The organism is Cupriavidus oxalaticus (assembly GCF_004768545.1).
In the GTDB taxonomy this organism is placed as follows: domain Bacteria; phylum Pseudomonadota; class Gammaproteobacteria; order Burkholderiales; family Burkholderiaceae; genus Cupriavidus; species Cupriavidus oxalaticus_A.
In genome coordinates this window covers 2,690,615-2,708,621 of the sequence record NZ_CP038635.1, presented here as the reverse complement: position 1 = coordinate 2,708,621, position 18,007 = coordinate 2,690,615, and the positions used below count along the sequence as shown (strand labels likewise).

Sequence of the window (18,007 nt, the reverse complement as noted above, 5' to 3'; positions counted from 1 at the left end):
TGTTGCCGTCTGCCTGATTCCTGCCGTGCCCGACGAATCTTGAAATCGACTGAGGAGCAGCATGCGAAAGCTTTGGGCCCCCAACTGGCTGTCCGAGAGGCGGCACCATGCAAACCAACGAGCCGCCCGCCGGGCGGGACGCCGCGCGCTGATGGCGTGGCTGGCCGCGGCACTGACCGTGGCCGCCGGCGCCGCGCACGCGCAGCTTAACGTTGAGATCTCCGGGGTTGGCTCGAGCCAGATCCCGGTTGCCACCGCCAATTTCCAGGGCGAGGCCCAGGCCCCGCAGAACCTGACCGCGATCATCCGCGCCGACCTGGCGCGCAGCGGCCGCCTGCGCAATGTCGACCCCGGCGGCGCCACGGTCGCGGAATCCGCCAATGTCGACCTGGGCAGCTGGAAGTCGCGCGGCGCCGACGCCTTCGTGGCCGGCAGCGTGACCCCCGCCGCGGGTGGCCAGTACGAGGTGCGTTTCCGCCTGTACGACACGGTCAAGGGCCAGAGCCTGGGCGGGCTGGCCTTCACGGTCAACCAGGGCCAGCTGCGCGTGACCGCTCACAAGATCGCCGACTACATCTACGAGAAGCTGCTGGGCGAGCGCGGCGTGTTTGCCACGCGCCTGTCGTACGTGTCCAAGGTGGGCGGCAAGTACCAGCTGCTGATCTCGGACTCGGACGGCCAGAACTCGCAGGTGGCGCTGACCAGCAACGAGCCGATCATCTCGCCGTCGTGGTCGCCGGACGGCCGCCGCGTGGCCTATGTCTCGTTCGAAGCCAAGAAGCCGGTGGTGTACGTGCACGACCTGGCCAGCGGCAAGCGCACGCTGGTATCGAACCAGAAGGGCAACAACAGCGCGCCGTCGTGGTCGCCTGACGGCCAGCGCCTGGCACTGGCGCTGTCGCGCGACGGCAATACCCAGATCTACCAGGTGAACGCCGACGGTTCAGGCATCCGCCGCCTGTCGCGCAGCAGCGCCATCGACACCGAGCCGCAGTACTCGCCCGACGGCCGCAGCATCTACTTCACCAGCGACCGCGGCGGTGCGCCGCAGGTCTATCGCATGCCCGCCGGCGGCGAAGAGGCCGGCGCGGCGCAGCGTGTCACCTTCAAGGGCAGCTACAACGTAAGCCCGCGCATCTCGCCGGACGGCAAGTACCTGGCGTACATCTCGCGCGCGGGCGGCTTCAAGCTGCAACTGCAGGACCTGAGCAACGGCGACGTGACGTCGCTGACGGATACGGCCAACGATGAGGCCCCGAGCTTCGCCGCCAACGGCAAGTACATTCTCTATGCCACCCGTGTGGGCGGTCGCGCGGTGCTGGCGGCCGTGTCCACTGACGGGCGTACCCGGCAGGTTCTGTCCCTCCAGTCCGGCGATGTTCGCGAGCCGTCCTGGGGTCCTTTCATGCAATAACAGGAGTCATTCACCATGCCTCAACTGATGACCAAAACCCTTGCCGTCGCTGCACTGCTGGCCCTGGGCGCCTGCAGCTCCGGCGTCAAGCTGGACGACACCGCCAACGGCGCCGGCAAGGCCGGCACGGGGGCGGACCCGCGCGCCGTCACGCCGGTGACCGCCGCCGATCCGCTGAACGACCCGAACAGCCCGCTGGCCAAGCGCAGCGTGTACTTCGACTTCGACAGCTACACGGTCAAGTCCGACTACCAGGGCATGCTGACCGAGCACGCCAAGTACCTGGGCAGCAACAAGGGCCGCAAGATCCTGATCCAGGGCAACACCGACGAGCGTGGCACCAGCGAGTACAACCTGGCGCTGGGCCAGAAGCGCGCGGAAGCCGTGCGCCGTTCGCTGGCCTCGATGGGCGTACCCGACGGCCAGATGGAAGCCGTGAGCCTGGGCAAGGAAAAGCCCAAGGCCACCGGCCACGATGAAGCCTCGTGGGCGGAAAACCGCCGCGCGGACATCAACTACTGATCTGCGGACTGACCCTCCATGAAAGCACGCGTTTCCACCCTGTTGTGGCTTGCCGCCGTCGCCGGCGGCGGCATGCTCCCGCTCGCGCAGGCGCATGCCGGTGTGTTCGACGATGACGAGGCACGCAAGGCGGTCATCGGCCTGCGCGACCAGTTCAACGGTTTCCAGGCGACCGCCACGCAGCGCATCGAGCAGAACAGCCGCACCACGCTCGAGATGCAGAACCAGCTCGAGGGCATGCGCCAGGAAGTGGCGCGGCTGCGCGGCCAGAATGAAGTGCTGCAGAACACGGTGGACACGCTGCAGAAGCAGCAGAAGGACTACTACGCCGACCTCGATGCGCGCCTGAAGAAATTCGAGCCGCAACAGGTCACGGTCGAGGGCCGCGAAGGCGTGTCGCAGCCGGGCGAAAAGCCCGAATACGATGCCGCGCTCAAGCAGTTCCAGGCGGGCGACTTCAAGAGCGCCGGGAATTCGTTCTCGGCGTTCGTGAAGAAGTACCCGCAGAGCCCGTACCTGCCGCTGGCGCAGTACTGGCTCGGTAACTCGCTGTATGCGCAGCGCGACTACAAGGGGTCCACCTTCGTGCTGCAGAACATGGTCAACGCCAACCCGACGCACCCCAAGGTGCCGGACGCGATGATCGCCATTGCCAACAACCAGCTCGAGTCCGGCCAGAAGGCGGCCGCGCGCAAGACGCTGGAGCAGGTGGTGGCAAAGTACCCGGGCACCGAAGGCGCGCAGGCGGCGAGCAACCGGCTGAAGACGCTCAAGTAAGCGTCGTCGGCGGCGCGCCGACCGCTGCTGCAAGGCTCGCCAAGGTTCGCTCTGGCGGGCCTTTTTCGTTTGTCGCGCTAGAATATGCGATTCGCCTGAATGTTCTTGCGCGCCGCCCCCGGTGCGCCCCCGCACCATGACCAAACGCGCCATCGTCCTGCTTTCCGGCGGACTCGACTCCGCCACCGTACTTGCCATGGCCCGCGCCCAGGGTTTCGAGACCTATGCGCTGTCGATGCGCTATGGCCAGCGCCATTCTTCCGAGCTGGAGGCCGCGAAGCGCGTGGCCGCGGCGCTGGGCGCTACCCGCCACGAAATCGTCGACCTCGACCTGCGCCGCTTCGGCGGTTCGGCGCTGACCGACGACGCGCTGGAAGTGCCGACCGACGGCGCCACCGGCGGCATCCCCGTCACCTATGTGCCGGCGCGCAATACCATCATGCTGTCGCTGGCGCTCGGCTGGGCCGAGGCCGTGGGCGGGCGCGACCTGTTCTTCGGCGCCAATGCGGTGGACTACTCCGGCTATCCCGATTGCCGGCCCGAGTACGTCGCCGCCTACGAAACCCTGGCCAACCTTGCCACCAAGGCGGGCGTCGAGGGCGACCGCTTCCGCGTGCACGCACCCATCATCGACATGACCAAGGCCGAGATCATCCGCGCCGGCATCGGCCTGGGCGTCGACTACAGCCTGACGGTGTCGTGCTACCAGGCCGACGACGACGGCCGGGCCTGCGGCGTGTGCGACTCGTGCCGCATTCGCCGCGCCGGCTTCGAGGCCGCCGGCGTGCCCGACCCGACCCGCTACCAGGGCGCCACCTGAACATTCCGACCCGAACGCCGCCAGAAGCCGTCCCCTCCCAACGACATGCCTGAAATCGACCTTGCCGCGCTCTCGCGCACCGTGCTGCTGAGCACGTTCGTCCTGACCTTCCTGTTCGGCGCGGTGCTGCAGCGCACGCACTTCTGCACCATGGGCGCGGTTTCCGACGTGGTCAACATGGGCGACTGGACCCGCGCGCGCATGTGGGGCCTGGCGATCGGCGTGGCCATGATCGGCACGGGCGTGCTGGCCTGGACCGGCGCGGTCGATCCGACCAAGACCATCTATGCCGCCAGCAAGCTGGGCTGGCTGTCGGCGCTGGCGGGCGGGCTGATGTTCGGCTTCGGCATGGTGCTGGCATCGGGCTGCGGCAGCAAGACGCTGGTGCGCATCGGCGCGGGCAACCTCAAGTCGCTGGTGGTGTTCGTGTTCCTTGGGCTGTCGGCGTACATGACGCTGCGCGGCCTGTTCGGCGTGGTGCGCGTCAATACCGTCGACGCGGTGGCGCTCACGCTGCCGACCACGCAGGACCTGCCGTCGGTGCTGGCGCAGGGCACAGGCGTGGCGCGCGGCGCGCTGCAGCTTGGGCTCGGGCTGCTGCTGGGCGGCGTGCTGGTGGTGTGGGCGCTGGCGGGCCGCGGCTTCCGCTCGTTTGACAACCTGCTCGGCGGCATCGGCGTCGGCCTGATCATCGTGGCAATGTGGTACGTGTCCGGCCAACTGGGCTACGTCGCCGAGGATCCGAATACGCTCGAAGAACTGTTTGTGTCGACCAACTCTGGCCGCATGGAAAGCCTGAGCTTCGTCGCGCCTTACGCCTATACGCTCGACTGGCTGATGATGTTCAGCGACAAGAGCAAGGTGCTGACCATCGGCATCGTCAGCGTGTTCGGCGTGATCGCCGGCGCGGCGGTCTATGCACTGGCCACGCGCACGTTCCGCTGGGAAGGCTTCGGCGATGCCGAAGACGTGGCCAACCATATGGTCGGCGGCATTCTGATGGGCGCGGGCGGCGTGACTGCGCTGGGCTGCACGGTGGGGCAGGGGCTGTCGGGGGTGTCGACGCTGGCAATCGGGTCTTTTATCGCGCTGGCCGGGATCCTTCTGGGTGCGGTGCTGGCGTTCCGCTACCAGATGTGGCGGCTGGAACGCATGGTTTGAATCGCGAACGCTTGACAGTTTGTAATCTGCCTCACTATAATCGCGGTTCTGTTTTTTCGGGTCGTTAGCTCAGTCGGTAGAGCAGCGGACTTTTAATCCGTTGGTCGCGTGTTCGAGTCACGCACGACCCACCAGCATTCGATGACCACAAAGGCCTGCGCATTGCGTAGGCCTTTGTCGTTTTCGGGGCGCAAAACGCATCCTCCAGCTCGCCATGCCGCCGCAGCCGTCGGTGCGCAGAGCCCAGCGCAAAAACCCGGCGACACCACTGGTTTAACCAGATCGAGTTAGAGACTTGTTGTCTTATCCACACGACAATGAGCGGCGGGGACACAGGATGAACCAAGCCGGGCCAGCACCCGGCAGGATTCGATATGCGGCAAGCGGGTGAGTCGTTACCGGCCAGCGCACACGTGCTGCGCATCATCTGGCCGTTCGCATCTGCTGCGCTATGGCGAGGACCGCAACCCCGAAGATTTCGCTTTCTATCTCGCTGCCATTGCCATCCCGCTGGGGGACCAGCGCGCCCGGCTGGAACTCGACCGCGGCAAGCCGGACCTCGAGCGCGTGCGCGAAGGACTGCTCGCCGGCGGCAACCACCCGGACGATATCCCGCGGAGGGTCCGGCTGTACCGCAATTTCCGCCATATCCACGAGGTTGATGCCGCGATTCGCGTGTGGGCCGCCGGCGACGAGGAGATCGCCGCGTTGCACGAGCAGGCGCTGGCACTGCGCCGGCTGGTCGAACGGCCGGGCTGCGACGACGATTGCGTGGCGCCCGTGCTGCGCCGGATCGCCCAGATCGATTCGCGGCTGACCCCGCTGGAACGGGCCTTTTCGGAACACCTTGGGCAGGCGTCGCGCCGGGTGACGCGGCTGCTGACCACCGGCAGCGCGGTGGTGGCGACCTTGCTGCTGATGTCGGCGATCCTGCTGTCGCACGGGCCGCTGCGGCGCGAGCGGCGGCTGCGCGAGGCGCTGTCCCAGCGCGAGGAGCAGCTGCAACTGGCGGTGGAGGGCAGCAACGACGGCCTGTGGGACTGGCATCTCGGCAGCGGCGAGCTGCATTTTTCCGCGCGATGCGCGCAGATGCTGGGCTACGGCGCCAGCGAGCTGCCGCATGCGCGCGAGACCGTGCTCGGCCTGCTGCATCCGTCGGACCTGGAAGCCTTCGAAGCCAAGCTTGCGCGGCACCTGCGCAGCGGCGAGCCGTATGACCGCCGAGTTCCGGCTGCGCAAGCGCGACGGCGACTACCTGTGGGTGCTCGCACGCGGCCGGCTGGTGCGCCCCGCCGCGCGGCGGCGCGCGCGCATGGCGGGCTCGCTGACGGATATCTCGGACAACAAGCGCTACGAGGCGCAGTTGTTTGCGGAAAAGGAGCGGGCCCAGGTCGCGCTGCAGGCAATCGGCGACGCGGTGGTGACCACCGACGTATGGGGCCGCGTGCAGTCGCGCATGCGCAAGGCGTCTCCCATACGCTGATGTACCTGGACCTCGACCAGTTCAAGGTGGTCAACGACACCTGCGGCCACGCGGCCGGCGACGAGCTGATCCGCCAGATGGCCGAGGTCATGGGCAGCCAGCTGCGCCGCAGCGATACGCTGGCCATCTGCTTCGAGATCACGGAAACGGCGGCGATCGCCAACCTCGCGCAGGCGGGATCATTCATCCAGCAGTTGCAGCAGCTCGGCTGCAGTTTCGCATTGGACGATTTCGGCGCAGGCATGTCGTCGTTCGCGTACCTCAAACACTTGCCGGCGGCGTACCTGAAGATCGACGGCAGCTTCGTGCGCGAGATGCTGGCCGACCCGGTCAACCTGGTGATGGTGGAGGTGATCCAGCGCATCGGCCATGCCATGGGCAAGAAGACCATCGCCGAATTCGTCGAGAGCGAGGCCATGCTGGGACGGTTGCGCGAGCTCGGCGTCGACCTGGTGCAGGGATTCCATATCGGCCCGCCGCAGCCGTTCGCCCCATCCGGCCTGGCCGCGATGGAGCCGTCCGCGGCGGCGCGGATGGCCTGAGCGCAAACGCGAGGTTCAGGGAACGAGCGGGTCGCGGAAGCCGGTGTCGGTGGGAGGCGCGCCCGGCGTGGCGGCCGCGCCGGTGTCCGGCACGGAGGCAGGTGCGGGGGTAGGTGCGGTGGCAGGAGGGATGGCCTGCTGCTTGGCCTCACGCCAGGTGTTGTAGGCCCAGTACGCCGCGCCGGCCGCCAGGCCGACCTTGGACAGCTTCCAGGTCCAGCGCAGCACCGGCGTGCGCCGCAGCAGCGGCAGCGCCAGCGTGACGGCGGTGCTCAGCAGCGGATATTCCTTGGTGATGCCCGCCACCTTCATCCACGAGCCGGGCCGCGCGATACGCGGCAGCCAGCTGGCAATGCTGCCCAGCCGGCGCGCGCCGCCGCGTACCTGGTGCAGTGCCTGCAAGCAGTCGTGGCGTTCCAGCGCCGCGCGCGTGAGCAGCAACTCCTTGCGCACGTCGAGCGGCAAACGGACTTCCTGCGTGAAGCGGACGGGCCGCGCGTGCTCGCGGCGGTTGCGCTCGGTCGCGCCTTCGTCGGGTTCCAGGGTGGTCATCGGCGCAGGATCTCCCGGTCTTTGTCGATTTCGGCGAGCGTGGCCTCGAACATCGGCGGGGCGTTGCGCACCAGGTTGCGCGCGTACGCCAGGCAGCCGGCGCACAGCAGCAGGTAGACGACCACCAGCACGCCCAGCGCCTGCCAGCCGTAGCTGTTCCAGAACAGGATGGCGACGAGCGCGGTAAAGGTGACCAGCGCGATGCCGAAGAACACCAGCCCGAAGCAGGCCAGCAGTGCGACCTTCATCAGGCGCGTGCGTTCCTCGGCGAATTCGACGCTGGCAAGCTCCAGGCGGGTCTGGACCATCGCAACCACCGAGTTGAGGAGATTGCGCACGGATTCCAGCAGTTTGGGAGAGGGGGTGGGTTCGCTCATGGATTCGCTCGGCGGCTCCGGCGTGAAAGCGGCACGCCGGCCTGGCCGGGCGTGCCTTTCTGCGGACGGGGCCGGGCGCCGCTGTGCGGGCCCCCGGGCCACTGGCAACCCGTGCCTCGCGCGGGTTGCCGCTCTGGTGCGGCGCCTGGGGCCGCACCGGGACTTCAGCCGCTTACTTGCGGTTCAGCAGCAGACCGATCAGCAGGCCCACGCCGGCCGCCACGCCCACGGCGCGCCACGGGTGGTCGTGCACGTAGTCGTCGGTGGCGCGAGCGGCTGCCTTGCTCTTGGTCACGACGGCATCCTGCAGGTCCTGGGCCTTTTCTTTGGCTTGCTTGAGCAGACCCATGCCGCGCTCGCGCAGTTCGGCGGCTTTTTCGCCGGTGGTCGAAGCGGCTTGCTTCAGCAGCTCCTCGGCGTCGGACAGTACGGTCTTGACATCGCTCATCAGTTTCTCCTGTTTGCGGGCGGTTGGTTCGGTTTGTGCGGATTCTGACATTTTCTACGCTCCGAGGCTAACGGCATTGTCTGTCTGATACTTAGCATATGTGGCGAGCGGCGGTGGTTTCAAGGCCACGTGCCTCGACGCCGGTATCGGCGGGGCCATTGCCAGCATGCCCGAAAGCGCGCGAAAAGACTGTCAGAAAATGTCTATATGACTACGAGTGATTTTGTAGTGACTTTATATTCGTTTGGGTTGGATATCAATCGGGATACTCTGGTTCCACTTCGAAATCAGGAGATCTGAACATGGCATTGCGTCTCGGCGATATCGCCCCGGACTTCGAGCAGGATTCGAGCGAAGGCCGCATCCGCTTCCATGAGTGGCTCGGCGACGGCTGGGGCGTGCTGTTCTCGCACCCGGCCGACTACACGCCGGTGTGCACCACCGAACTGGGCCTGACGGCAAAGCTGAAGGACGAATTTGCGCGCCGCGGCGTCAAGGCGATCGCGCTGTCGGTCGATGGCGTGGAATCGCACCGCGGCTGGATCCGCGACATCAACGAGACCCAGTCGACCACGGTCAATTTCCCGATCCTGGCCGACGGCGACCGCAAGGTTTCGCAGCTGTACGACATGATCCATCCGAACGCCAACGAGACCCTGACGGTGCGTTCGCTGTTCATCATCGATCCGAAGAAGAAGGTGCGCCTGATCATCACCTACCCGGCCAGCACGGGGCGCAACTTCAACGAGATCCTGCGCGTCATCGATTCGCTGCAGCTGACCGACAACCATAGCGTGGCCACGCCCGGCAACTGGCAGGACGGCGACGATGTGGTGATCGTGCCCTCGCTGAAGGACGAGGCCGTGATCCGCGAGAAATTCCCGAAGGGCTATACGGCCGTGCGGCCATACCTGCGGCTGACGCCGCAACCCGGCAAGGCATGACGATCCAATGAACGCGGCCCCGCATGTTGCGGGGCCGGCGTCCAGGACAGGTGTTTTATCGACGGGGGCAGCCTCGTCGTCTCCTTGGTAGTGTGCTTGGCCCGGCTTTGCAGCCGGGCCTTTTTCGTGCGCCCAGCATGGGCGCACTCTTGTGGGTGCAAGTCCCACCGTAAGCTGATCACAGCGAACGAAGCGAAGCGCAACTGCGTGAGGGCGACCGAGCGTGGGGAGGAAGCGTGGAGCGTAAATCGTGAGCCGATGAACAAGAACCACATAGAAGGCGCGGCTGAGCAGGGCGAGCGGGCGAGAAACCGCGAAGCTCTTGTGATCAAGGCGAGGCAGCGTAAATGTGGCGGCTGTGCGATGAAGGAGTGCGTTCTTACCTGGGGAGACCTCACCTCGATCCCGAAAGGGTAACGGCGTCGAGCCGGAGTGAGGAGTCAGCAGAGGCCGTAGTAGCCAGAGGACAGACCGGCAAGGTTGGAGCTATTGGCGAAGGGCCGAACGAGAGGAAGTGTCAGAAGCCATGACGATGTTGGAGGCCAGGCGCCAGAAGCCCGCGCGAGCGGGGCGGGACACCGAAGCAAGGGGTGAAGCCCCGGATGGAGTGTGTCGCGGCGAAGCCGAAATCCCGCGGCATGAAACGGACGGCACAGGGTCGGCGCTGCTGGAAGCGGCGCTGACGCGCGAGAACTTGCGGCAGGCGTTCAAACGGGTGCGGGCGAACAAGGGGTCGGCGGGTGTGGACGGGCTGGACATTGACCAGACGTCGCGCAAACTGGCGTCCGAGTGGCCTCGTATCCGTGAGGAACTGCTGCGGGGGACGTACCGGCCCAGTCCGGTACGACGGGTGACGATCCCGAAGGCGGAAGGTGGCGAGCGCGAGCTTGGCATCCCGACGGTGACGGATCGGCTGATCCAGCAGGCGCTGTTGCAAGTCCTGCAACCGCTGCTTGACCCGACCTTCAGCAAGCATAGCTACGGGTTTCGGCCTGGACGGCGGGCACATGATGCGGTGTTAGCCGCTCAGTCGTTCGTGCAGTCGGGCCGTCATGTGGTGGTGGACGTGGACTTGGAGAAGTTCTTCGACCGGGTCAACCACGACATTCTGATCGACCGCCTAAGGCAACGCATCGCCGACGCCGGGATCATCCGGCTGATACGAGCCTACCTGAACGCGGGAATCATGGATGGCGGGGTGGTCATGGAACGGCATCAGGGAACGCCGCAAGGTGGTCCCCTGTCGCCGCTGCTGGCCAACGTCTTGCTAGATGAGGTGGACAAGGAGTTAGAGTGGCGGGGTCACTGCTTCGCGCGGTATGCCGATGACTGCAACGTCTACGTTGGCAGTCGTCGCGCTGGCGAGCGGGTGATGGCTCTGCTACGAAGGCTCTATGACCGCCTCAAGCTGAAAGTTAACGAAGCCAAAAGCGCCGTGGCGCCGGTATTTGGTCGCAAGTTCCTTGGGTATGGCCTATGGCAAGCCCGGGACGGTGTGATCAAACGTGTGGTGGCTGCTAAGCCAATGGCGGCGTTCAAACAGCGTGTCAGGGTACTGACGCGGCGCAATGGTGGGCGCAGCCTCCAAGCCGTAGTCGATCAGTTGCGCCCTTACCTGCTGGGCTGGAAAGCCTACTTCGGGCTGGCGCAGACCTCCAGAATCTGGCGTGAGTTGGACAGCTGGATAAGGCGGCGGCTTCGGGCCTTGCAGCTCAAACAGTGGCGCAGGGGCAAGACTATCCACCGCGAACTGCTTCGCCTGGGGGCCTCACTACCGGTGGCGCAGTCGGTGGCGGCGTTAAGCCGTCGCTGGTGGCACAACAGCCTATCGGCGATTCATCGGGTGCTGACCACTGCCTACTTCGATAGTCTGGGACTGCCCCGTCTCGTCTGACCTCAACCTCTCGAACCGCCCGGTGCGGACCCGCATGCCGGGTGGTGTGGCAGGGGATGCAGCCCGATGGGCTGCCCCCTATGCCGATATTCCGGGAGATCCTGTCCGTAAGGGCCTGGTTCCGGCTTCAGAAGAACGCCTGGAGGCCGGTCTGGGCGCGGCCCAGGATCAGCGCGTGGATGTCGTGCGTGCCTTCGTAGGTGTTGACCACTTCCAGGTTCACCACGTGGCGGATCACGCCGAACTCGTCCGAGATGCCGTTGCCGCCCAGCATGTCGCGCGCCACGCGGGCGATGTCCAGCGACTTGCCGCACGAGTTGCGCTTCATGATCGAGGTGATTTCCACCGCGGCGGTGCCTTCGTCCTTCATGCGGCCCAGGCGCAGGCAGCCTTGCAGGCCCAGCGTGATCTCGGTCTGCATGTCGGCCAGCTTTTTCTGGACCAGTTGTGTCTGGGCCAGCGGACGGCCGAACTGCTTGCGGTCCAGCGTGTACTGGCGGGCGGTATGCCAGCAGAATTCGGCGGCGCCCAGCGCGCCCCAGGCGATGCCGTAGCGGGCCGAGTTCAGGCACGTGAACGGACCCTTCAGGCCCTTTACGCCCGGCATGATGTTCTCTTCCGGCACGAACACCTGGTCCAGCACGATTTCGCCGGTGATCGAGGTGCGCAGGCCGACCTTGCCGTGGATGGCCGGTGCCGACAGGCCCTTCCAGCCCTTCTCCAGGATAAAGCCGCGGATGTCTTCCTTGCCGTCTTCGCCTTGCAGCTTGGCCCAGACCACAAATACGTCGGCGATCGGCGAGTTGGTGATCCACATCTTGGCGCCGGTCAGCTCATAGCCGCCGTCGACCTTCTTGGCGCGGGTGACCATCGAGCCCGGGTCGGAGCCGTGGTTCGGCTCGGTCAGGCCAAAGCAGCCGATCCACTCGCCGGTGGCCAGCTTGGGCAGGTACTTCTGCTTCTGCGCTTCGGTGCCGAATTCATAGATCGGCACCATCACCAGCGACGACTGCACGCTCATCATCGAGCGGTAGCCCGAATCGACGCGCTCGACTTCGCGGGCGATCAGGCCGTAGCTGACGTAGTTCAGGCCGGGGCCACCGTATTGCTCGGGGATGGTCGGGCCGAGCAGGCCCAGTTCGCCCATCTCGCGGAAGATCTCGACGTCGGTCTTCTCGTTGCGGAACGACTGCAGCACGCGCGGCATCAGCTTGTCCTGGCAGTACGCCGCGGAGGCGTCACGCACGGCGCGTTCGTCGGCGGTCAGTTGCTGGTCGAGCAGCAGGGGATCGGCCCAGTGGAATTCGGCGTTGGCAGCCATGCAGGTCTCCTTCGGTGGCGCGGTGGAAGCGGGGCGACTGGCGCGGTGCTTCCGGAGTATCGGGTTCGGTGGTTCGTGCGGAGGATTTTTGGTTCCGCATTGCGGAACTGTGTTCCGTTGAATTAGTATATCGCAATGGGTTTGCCGTGCAACCGGCAAAACCCCAAGCCACCGATCCCTTGTGCGATGAGCGGACAACCGCCGAACAGAGAGGACCACATCTTGAACAGTCCGTCACTTCCGAGCGACGCACCGACGCCGGACACGCCGGTGCGTGAGAGCGATCCCAATTTCGTCACCGCGTTGGCGCGCGGGCTGGAGCTGCTGCGCTGCTTCCGTACTGGCGAAGCGATGCTTGGCAACCAGGATTTCGTACGCCGCACCGGGTTTCCCAAGGCCACGGTCAGCCGCCTGGCCGGCACCCTGGTGCAGTTGGGTTACCTGCGCTATGACGACAGCCTGGGCAAGTACGCGCTCGATGCCGGGGTGCTGGCGCTGGGGTACGCGTACTTGTCGGCATCAGACGTGGTGGCGCTGGCGCGGCCGCATATGCTGGCGTTCGCGCAGTCGTACGGCGTGTCGGTGTCGCTCGGAAAGCGTGAGCGGATGGAGGTGATCTACCTCGAGTCGATCCGTAACGACGCCGGCGTGATGCTGGGGCTTGGGGTGGGGTCACGGCTGTCGCTGGTGTCCAGTTCGATGGGACGTGCATATCTGGCGGCGCTGCCTGCGGCGCGGCGGGATCGGGTGCTGGCTGAGTTCAGCCAGGCGTTTCCAGAGCAGTGGAAGCAGCAGGAGGCGGCGACGCGGGTGGCGTTGGCTGACGCGCAGCAGCGCGGGTATGCGTCGTCATTCCGGGATTGGCATCCGGCGATTCATGCCTGCGCGGTGGCGTTTCGGCCCGTTGGGGAGAAGGATCTGCACATGCTGAGTTGCAGCGCTTCTTATGGGGCCGTGGAGGAAGAGGTTTTCCACCGGACGCTGGCGCCGGCGCTGGTGGCGCTGGCTGGGAGGTTGTCAGATGGGGTTTGAGGGCGGTCGAACGACTGGCTCTACTTCATGGTGGCGCCGGCCCTCACCCTCGGCCCCCCTCCCGAAAGCGGGAGAGGGGAGCAAACAGGCGAGCAGGGAGGGGCTTCAAAGATCCGTCCTCAACCTCCACAGTTCCGGAAACAACACCACATCCAGCATCTTCCGCAAATAGCTGACGCCCTCGGTGCCGCCCGTGCCACGCTTGAACCCGATCACGCGTTCAACCGTCGTCACATGCCGGAACCGCCATTGCCGGAACGAATCCTCCAGGTCGACGAACTTCTCGCCAAGTTCGTATAGCTCCCAATGCGCGGAGGGATTGCGATAAACCTCAAGCCAGGCCGCCTCGACCGAAGCGTTGTAGCCAGCGGGCTGCGTCCAGTCGCGCTCGACGCATTCCGCATCGATCGCAAACCCGCGCCGCGCCATCAGGCGGATGGCTTCGTCATAAAGAGAGGGCGTCTTCAACGCGGCCTCAACCAGCGCCAGATGCTCGGCCCGATGCGCATGCGGCTTCAGCATGGCCGCATTCTTGTTGCCGAGGATGAATTCGATTTCCCGATACTGGTACGACTGGAATCCGGAGGACATCCCCAGGTAAGGCCGCATCGCCGAATACTCCGGCGGCGTCATCGTCGCCAGCACGTTCCAAGCCTGCACCAGCTGGTCCATGATGCGCGACACGCGCGTCAGCATCTTGAATGCCGGCGGCAGGCTGTCGGCCTTGACCGATTCCCGCGCCGCGCGCAGCTCATGCAGCATCAGCTTCATCCACAGCTCGGTGGTCTGGTGCTGCACGATAAACAGCATTTCGTTGTGGTCCGGCGACAGCGGGTGCTGCGCGCTCAGGATCTGGTCCAGGCCCAGATAATCGCCATAGCTCATGTCCTTGGCGAAATCCATCTGCGCGCCATGCCAGCCGTCGCGCTGCGATGCCGTTTGCGATGCGCTCGCCGCGCCCGAGAACGGGCATCCCTTGATTTCACTCATGATGTAACTCCCGATCAGGTCACCTGGCCGCGCACCTGAAAGCGCGCATCGCGATACGTGCCGCTATCCAGCACATCGCGCAGGATTTCCACTGCATCCCAGACTTCGGTGAAGCTGGTGTACAGCGGCGTAAAGCCGAAGCGGGCGATGCGCGGCTCTCGGTAGTCGCCGATGACGCCGCGCTCGATGAGCGCCTGGACCACGGCATAGCCTTCCGGATGTTCCCAGCTCACCTGGCTGCCCCGGCGCGCATGCTCGCGCGGCGTGACCAGCGTCAGCGGATGCTGGCCGCAGCGTGCTTCCACGAGCTCGATAAAGAGATCGGTCAGGAGCAGCGACTTGGCGCGCAGCACTTGCATGCTGGTCTGGGCATAGATGTCCAGCCCGCACTCGACCATCGCCAGGGACGCGACCGGCTGCGTGCCGCACAGGAAGCGGCGCACGCCGTCCACCGGGCGATATTGCGGTTCCATCGCGAACGGCGCGGCATGGCCCCACCAGCCCGACAGCGGTTGCCAGAACGCATCGCGCAGCGCCGGCGCGACCCACACGAACGCGGGCGAGCCCGGGCCGCCGTTCAGGTACTTGTAGGTGCAGCCGATGGCGTAGTCGGCGCCGGACGCCTTCAGGTTGACCGGCACGGCGCCGGCGGAGTGGCACAGGTCCCAGACGGTCAGCGCGCCGCGGGCATGGGCCAGTTCGGTCAGCGCGGCCATGTCGAGCATCTCGCCGCTCTTGTAGTTGACGTGCGTCAGCATCAGTACCGCGGTGTCGGCGCCGACGGCGGCGTCGATCTCGGCCGGCGAGTCGACCAGGCGCAGCGAGTAACCCTGCTGGAGCAGGTCGGCCAGGCCCTGGGCGATATAGAGGTCGGTCGGGAAGTTGCTGGATTCCGAGACGATCACCTTGCGCGCCGGATCGCGCGTCTGCTGCACGCGCAGCGCGGCGGCCAGCACCTTGAACAGGTTGATCGAGGTAGTGTCGGTCACCACCACTTCGTCCTCGCCGGCGCCGACCAGCGGGGCGAGCTTGTTGCCCAGCCGCTGCGGCAGTTCGAACCAGCCGGCGGTGTTCCAGCTGCGGATCAGGCCATCGCCCCATTCCTCGGCCACCACCTGGGCGGCGCGCGCGGCGGCGGCGCGCGGGCGGGCACCGAGCGAGTTGCCGTCGAGGTAGATCACGCCCTCGGGCAGGGCGAACTGGTCGCGCAAGGGGCGCAGCGGGTCTTGCTGGTCGAGCCGTAGACAGTGCTCGCGGTCAATGGTCGTCATGTCTTGATGGTGGGTATGCGTGAAGTTTTGATGTGTTCAATCCAGGCTGCGCAGCACGGCGCGCACCGGGCTGGCATCGAGCCCGGCAAAGCGCAGCGGCAGCGCGATCAGTTCGTAGTCGCCTTCGTCGATGTCATCCAGCACGATGCCTTCCAGGATTGCCAGTCCATGCCGGCGCACGGCGTTGTGCGCGTCCATGGTCTTGGATTCCTGCGGGTCGAGCGAAGGCGTGTCGATGCCGACCAGCTGCACGCCATGCGATGCGAGCAGCGCGATGGTCTCGCCGGCGACAGCGCAGAAAGCGGGGTCCCATTGCGCCAGTGGCGCCTGCCGGTAGGTGCGCAGCAGCACGCGCGGCGGCAGGTCCCGCAGCGCGTGCTCGACATGGCGCGGTTCCACCACCGGCGATGCGCCGATGCAGTGGATCACCCGGCAGGTGCCGAGGTACGGCGTCAGCGGCACGTCGCCGATCGGCGCGCCGTCGGCCGCATAGTGCAGCGGCGCGTCGGCGTGGGCCCCGGTGTGTGGCGACAGCGTGATGCGGCCGACATTCACCGGGCAGTGTTCGTCCATCTGCCACGCGGGCGCTTGCTGGAACGGTGTGTCGCCGGGCCACACCGGGGTGGCCGGGGACAGCGGCGGGCTGATGTCCCACAGCCGGCGTGGGTCTTGTCTGGGGGCGGTCATGGAATGGGGCGGCGATGCCGTCTTTGTCTGCCTCGATGTCGGCATATTAGACAAATTCCCCGGGAAGAGGCTTGCGAAATGAGCGGTCCGGCACGTCATCTTTCGCATAAAATTCGAATATCTACATATTCATCGCAGGAAATTCGAATGACCCTCGATCCCATCGATCTGCGCATTCTCGCGTGCCTGCAGGAGAACGGCCGCATCAGCAACCAGGACCTGGCCGACCGGGTGGCGCTGTCGCCTTCGGCATGCCTGCGCCGCGTACGGTTGCTGGAAGAGTCAGGAGTGATCGGCGGCTACCGCGCCTGGTTCGATGCCGAGCAGCTCGGGCTGGAGCTGGAGGCCATCGTGCAGGTGTCGATGCGCCATGACGTGGAGGGCTGGCACGACACCTTTATCGCCGCGGTCCAGTCCTGGCCCGAAGTGCTGTCGGCGTACATCATCACCGGCGACAGCAACTACATCCTGCGCGTGCAGGCGCGCAACCTGAAGCACTACTCGGATTTCATCGTGAACCGGCTGTACCGCACCAAGGGCGTGATGGATATCCGCTCGAACATCGTGCTGCAGCGGATCAAGACCGACAGCTCGCCGCTGGCGATCCTGAAGGCGGCAGGGGAAGACGCCTAGCGCTGCGTGTGCAGCGCGATCAGCTGGCGCAGCGTTTCCTTGAGCTGCGCCCCTTGCTCGGGGCCGAAATCGTTCAGCACCGCGTGCTCATGCTGGGCGGCGCGTTCCAGCAGCGGCCTGGCCAGCGCCAGCCCGCGCGGCGTGATCGAGATCAGCGCATGGCGGCGGTCGGTGGTGCCGGCGGTGCGCTTGACCAGCCCCTCGGCGGCCATGCGGTCGACCAGCTTGGTCAGCGTGGGCTGCTTGGTCAGCGTGATTTCGGCCAGCGCGCCGATGGTGCAGTCGGCGCGGTCGGCCAGCGTCGCCAGCACGCGCCATTCCGGCACAGACAGGCCGCGGGCTTCGACCTCGCGGTGGAATTCGCCGGAAATCAGATGGCTGGCGCGGGCCAGCAGGTAGGCCAGGTAGCCGTCGACGAAGGGCTGGTCCGCCATGATGGAGCCGCAGGCGCTCAGGGTTCGAGCGGACTGGTGGTGGAGAACTGGCCGCCCTGGAACACCAGCGGGCCATCGGGGCCTTCGAGCACGCCGCAGCGCTCGACCTCGCCGACGAAGATCACATGGTCGCCCTCGTCGTAGCGGCTGCGGTTATGGCATTCGAACCACGCCAGCGCATTGGCGAGGATCGGCAGGCCGGTGGCCGACAGCCGGTAGTCGACGCCCGCGAAACGGTCGCCCTTCAGCGTGGCGAAGCGCTGGCACAAGTCCAGTTGCGACGCTGACAGCACATTGATGATGTAGTGGGTGCCGTCGCGGAACATCGGCAGGCTGTTGGCGCGCGTGGCCATGCTCCACAGCACCAGCGGCGGATCCAGCGACACCGAGTTGAACGAACTGGCGGTGATGCCGATGAACGGCGGCGCGCCGGCCGCGACCGATTCGGCGCTGGCGCGGGTGGTGATCACCGTCACGCCGGTCGCGAACTGCGACAGCGTGCGGCGGAAATGCTGCGCATCGAAGTCCGGTGCGGCGGCGACGTTGGCGATCCGTGGCTGGGCCTCAGGCATGCCCATTGGGGCTCCACTGGAGTTCATGAAATTTCATATATATTATTCGCGCCAGGGACTTCAACCAAGTCCGCCGACACGCCGCCCTGCAGCGGGTGCCGGCCAGGATACAAAAAACAGCGCGGCGCATGCC

The 18,007-nt window shown here is 66.0% G+C and carries 18 protein-coding genes, 1 tRNA gene and 1 pseudogene; 11 read left to right on the top strand and 9 right to left on the bottom strand.

Annotated elements, in window-relative coordinates:
* Positions 1-61: 61 nt before the first annotated feature.
* From tolB to E0W60_RS23340, 7 genes and pseudogenes are all read left to right on the top strand, one after another.
* Positions 62-1,414, top strand: coding sequence for a Tol-Pal system beta propeller repeat protein TolB (gene tolB, locus E0W60_RS23370; RefSeq protein ID WP_133092420.1), 1,353 nt, complete (start codon positions 62-64; stop codon positions 1,412-1,414).
* 15 nt (positions 1,415-1,429) lie between these two features.
* On the top strand, positions 1,430-1,936 hold the full coding sequence (gene pal / locus E0W60_RS23365; RefSeq protein ID WP_135705691.1) for a peptidoglycan-associated lipoprotein Pal: 507 nt from the start codon (positions 1,430-1,432) through the stop codon (positions 1,934-1,936).
* An 18-nt stretch (positions 1,937-1,954) separates the two neighbouring features.
* Positions 1,955-2,713 (top strand): tol-pal system protein YbgF, encoded by a 759-nt coding sequence (gene ybgF, locus E0W60_RS23360; protein ID WP_135705690.1) that lies wholly within the window; start codon positions 1,955-1,957, stop codon positions 2,711-2,713.
* A gap of 136 nt (positions 2,714-2,849) precedes the next feature.
* Complete coding sequence (gene queC, locus E0W60_RS23355; RefSeq protein ID WP_133092417.1) at positions 2,850-3,533, top strand: 7-cyano-7-deazaguanine synthase QueC; 684 nt, start codon at positions 2,850-2,852, stop codon at positions 3,531-3,533.
* Positions 3,534-3,578: 45 nt separating this feature from the next.
* Positions 3,579-4,694, top strand: coding sequence for a YeeE/YedE family protein (locus tag E0W60_RS23350; RefSeq protein ID WP_135705689.1), 1,116 nt, complete (start codon positions 3,579-3,581; stop codon positions 4,692-4,694).
* 58 nt (positions 4,695-4,752) lie between these two features.
* Positions 4,753-4,828, top strand: a tRNA-Lys gene (locus E0W60_RS23345).
* Positions 4,829-5,068: 240 nt separating this feature from the next.
* Positions 5,069-6,719 (top strand): annotated as a pseudogene (locus E0W60_RS23340) (EAL domain-containing protein).
* A 15-nt stretch (positions 6,720-6,734) separates the two neighbouring features.
* Here the strand turns inward: E0W60_RS23340 and E0W60_RS23335 are convergent.
* The 3 genes from E0W60_RS23335 to E0W60_RS23325 form a co-directional block, all read right to left on the bottom strand.
* Positions 6,735-7,271 (bottom strand): DUF3318 domain-containing protein, encoded by a 537-nt coding sequence (locus E0W60_RS23335; RefSeq protein ID WP_133092415.1) that lies wholly within the window; start codon positions 7,269-7,271, stop codon positions 6,735-6,737.
* A complete protein-coding gene (locus E0W60_RS23330; RefSeq protein WP_133092414.1) occupies positions 7,268-7,648 on the bottom strand; it encodes a phage holin family protein in 381 nt (126 codons plus the stop codon). The genes E0W60_RS23335 and E0W60_RS23330 overlap by 4 nt, the downstream gene beginning before the upstream one ends.
* 172 nt (positions 7,649-7,820) lie before the next feature.
* Complete coding sequence (locus E0W60_RS23325) at positions 7,821-8,147, bottom strand: DUF883 family protein (RefSeq protein WP_010813729.1); 327 nt, start codon at positions 8,145-8,147, stop codon at positions 7,821-7,823.
* A gap of 251 nt (positions 8,148-8,398) precedes the next feature.
* Here E0W60_RS23325 and E0W60_RS23320 point away from each other — a divergent pair, with 251 nt between their 5' ends.
* Both E0W60_RS23320 and ltrA read left to right on the top strand, forming a co-directional pair.
* Positions 8,399-9,040 (top strand): peroxiredoxin, encoded by a 642-nt coding sequence (locus tag E0W60_RS23320; protein ID WP_135705688.1) that lies wholly within the window; start codon positions 8,399-8,401, stop codon positions 9,038-9,040.
* A gap of 526 nt (positions 9,041-9,566) precedes the next feature.
* Positions 9,567-10,934 (top strand): group II intron reverse transcriptase/maturase, encoded by a 1,368-nt coding sequence (gene ltrA / locus E0W60_RS23310; protein ID WP_135702721.1) that lies wholly within the window; start codon positions 9,567-9,569, stop codon positions 10,932-10,934.
* Positions 10,935-11,061: 127 nt separating this feature from the next.
* Here ltrA and E0W60_RS23305 read toward each other — a convergent pair whose 3' ends face one another.
* Positions 11,062-12,255 carry an acyl-CoA dehydrogenase gene (locus E0W60_RS23305; protein ID WP_063240480.1) on the bottom strand — a complete coding sequence of 398 codons (1,194 nt, stop codon included), beginning with the start codon at positions 12,253-12,255 and terminating at the stop codon, positions 11,062-11,064.
* A gap of 222 nt (positions 12,256-12,477) precedes the next feature.
* On the opposite strand from E0W60_RS23305, the gene E0W60_RS23300 reads away from it, so the two are divergent.
* Positions 12,478-13,287, top strand: a complete 810-nt coding sequence (locus E0W60_RS23300; RefSeq protein ID WP_135706300.1) for an IclR family transcriptional regulator — start codon at positions 12,478-12,480, stop codon at positions 13,285-13,287.
* Between the two features lie 105 nt (positions 13,288-13,392).
* On the opposite strand, the gene kynA is transcribed toward E0W60_RS23300, so the two are convergent.
* Genes kynA through kynB form a run of 3 tightly spaced genes read right to left on the bottom strand, consistent with a single transcriptional unit; the run spans position 13,393 to position 16,235 of the window.
* Positions 13,393-14,277 (bottom strand): tryptophan 2,3-dioxygenase, encoded by an 885-nt coding sequence (gene kynA, locus E0W60_RS23295; RefSeq protein WP_135705687.1) that lies wholly within the window; start codon positions 14,275-14,277, stop codon positions 13,393-13,395.
* Positions 14,278-14,291: 14 nt separating this feature from the next.
* Positions 14,292-15,548 carry a kynureninase gene (gene kynU, locus E0W60_RS23290; protein WP_135705685.1) on the bottom strand — a complete coding sequence of 419 codons (1,257 nt, stop codon included), beginning with the start codon at positions 15,546-15,548 and terminating at the stop codon, positions 14,292-14,294.
* 36 nt (positions 15,549-15,584) lie between these two features.
* Positions 15,585-16,235, bottom strand: coding sequence for an arylformamidase (gene kynB, locus E0W60_RS23285; protein WP_135705684.1), 651 nt, complete (start codon positions 16,233-16,235; stop codon positions 15,585-15,587).
* Between the two features lie 147 nt (positions 16,236-16,382).
* Between kynB and E0W60_RS23280 the strand changes: the two genes are divergently transcribed.
* Positions 16,383-16,868, top strand: coding sequence for an Lrp/AsnC family transcriptional regulator (locus E0W60_RS23280; protein ID WP_133092408.1), 486 nt, complete (start codon positions 16,383-16,385; stop codon positions 16,866-16,868).
* Here E0W60_RS23280 and E0W60_RS23275 read toward each other — a convergent pair.
* On the bottom strand, positions 16,865-17,302 hold the full coding sequence (locus E0W60_RS23275) for a MarR family winged helix-turn-helix transcriptional regulator (RefSeq protein WP_133092407.1): 438 nt from the start codon (positions 17,300-17,302) through the stop codon (positions 16,865-16,867). The two genes, E0W60_RS23280 and E0W60_RS23275, sit on opposite strands and share 4 nt — an antisense overlap.
* A 17-nt stretch (positions 17,303-17,319) precedes the next feature.
* The gene (locus tag E0W60_RS23270; protein WP_133092406.1) at positions 17,320-17,880 is read right to left on the bottom strand and encodes a flavin reductase family protein; all 561 of its coding nucleotides are present in this window, start codon (positions 17,878-17,880) and stop codon (positions 17,320-17,322) included.
* Between the last annotated feature and the right edge of the window lie 127 nt (positions 17,881-18,007).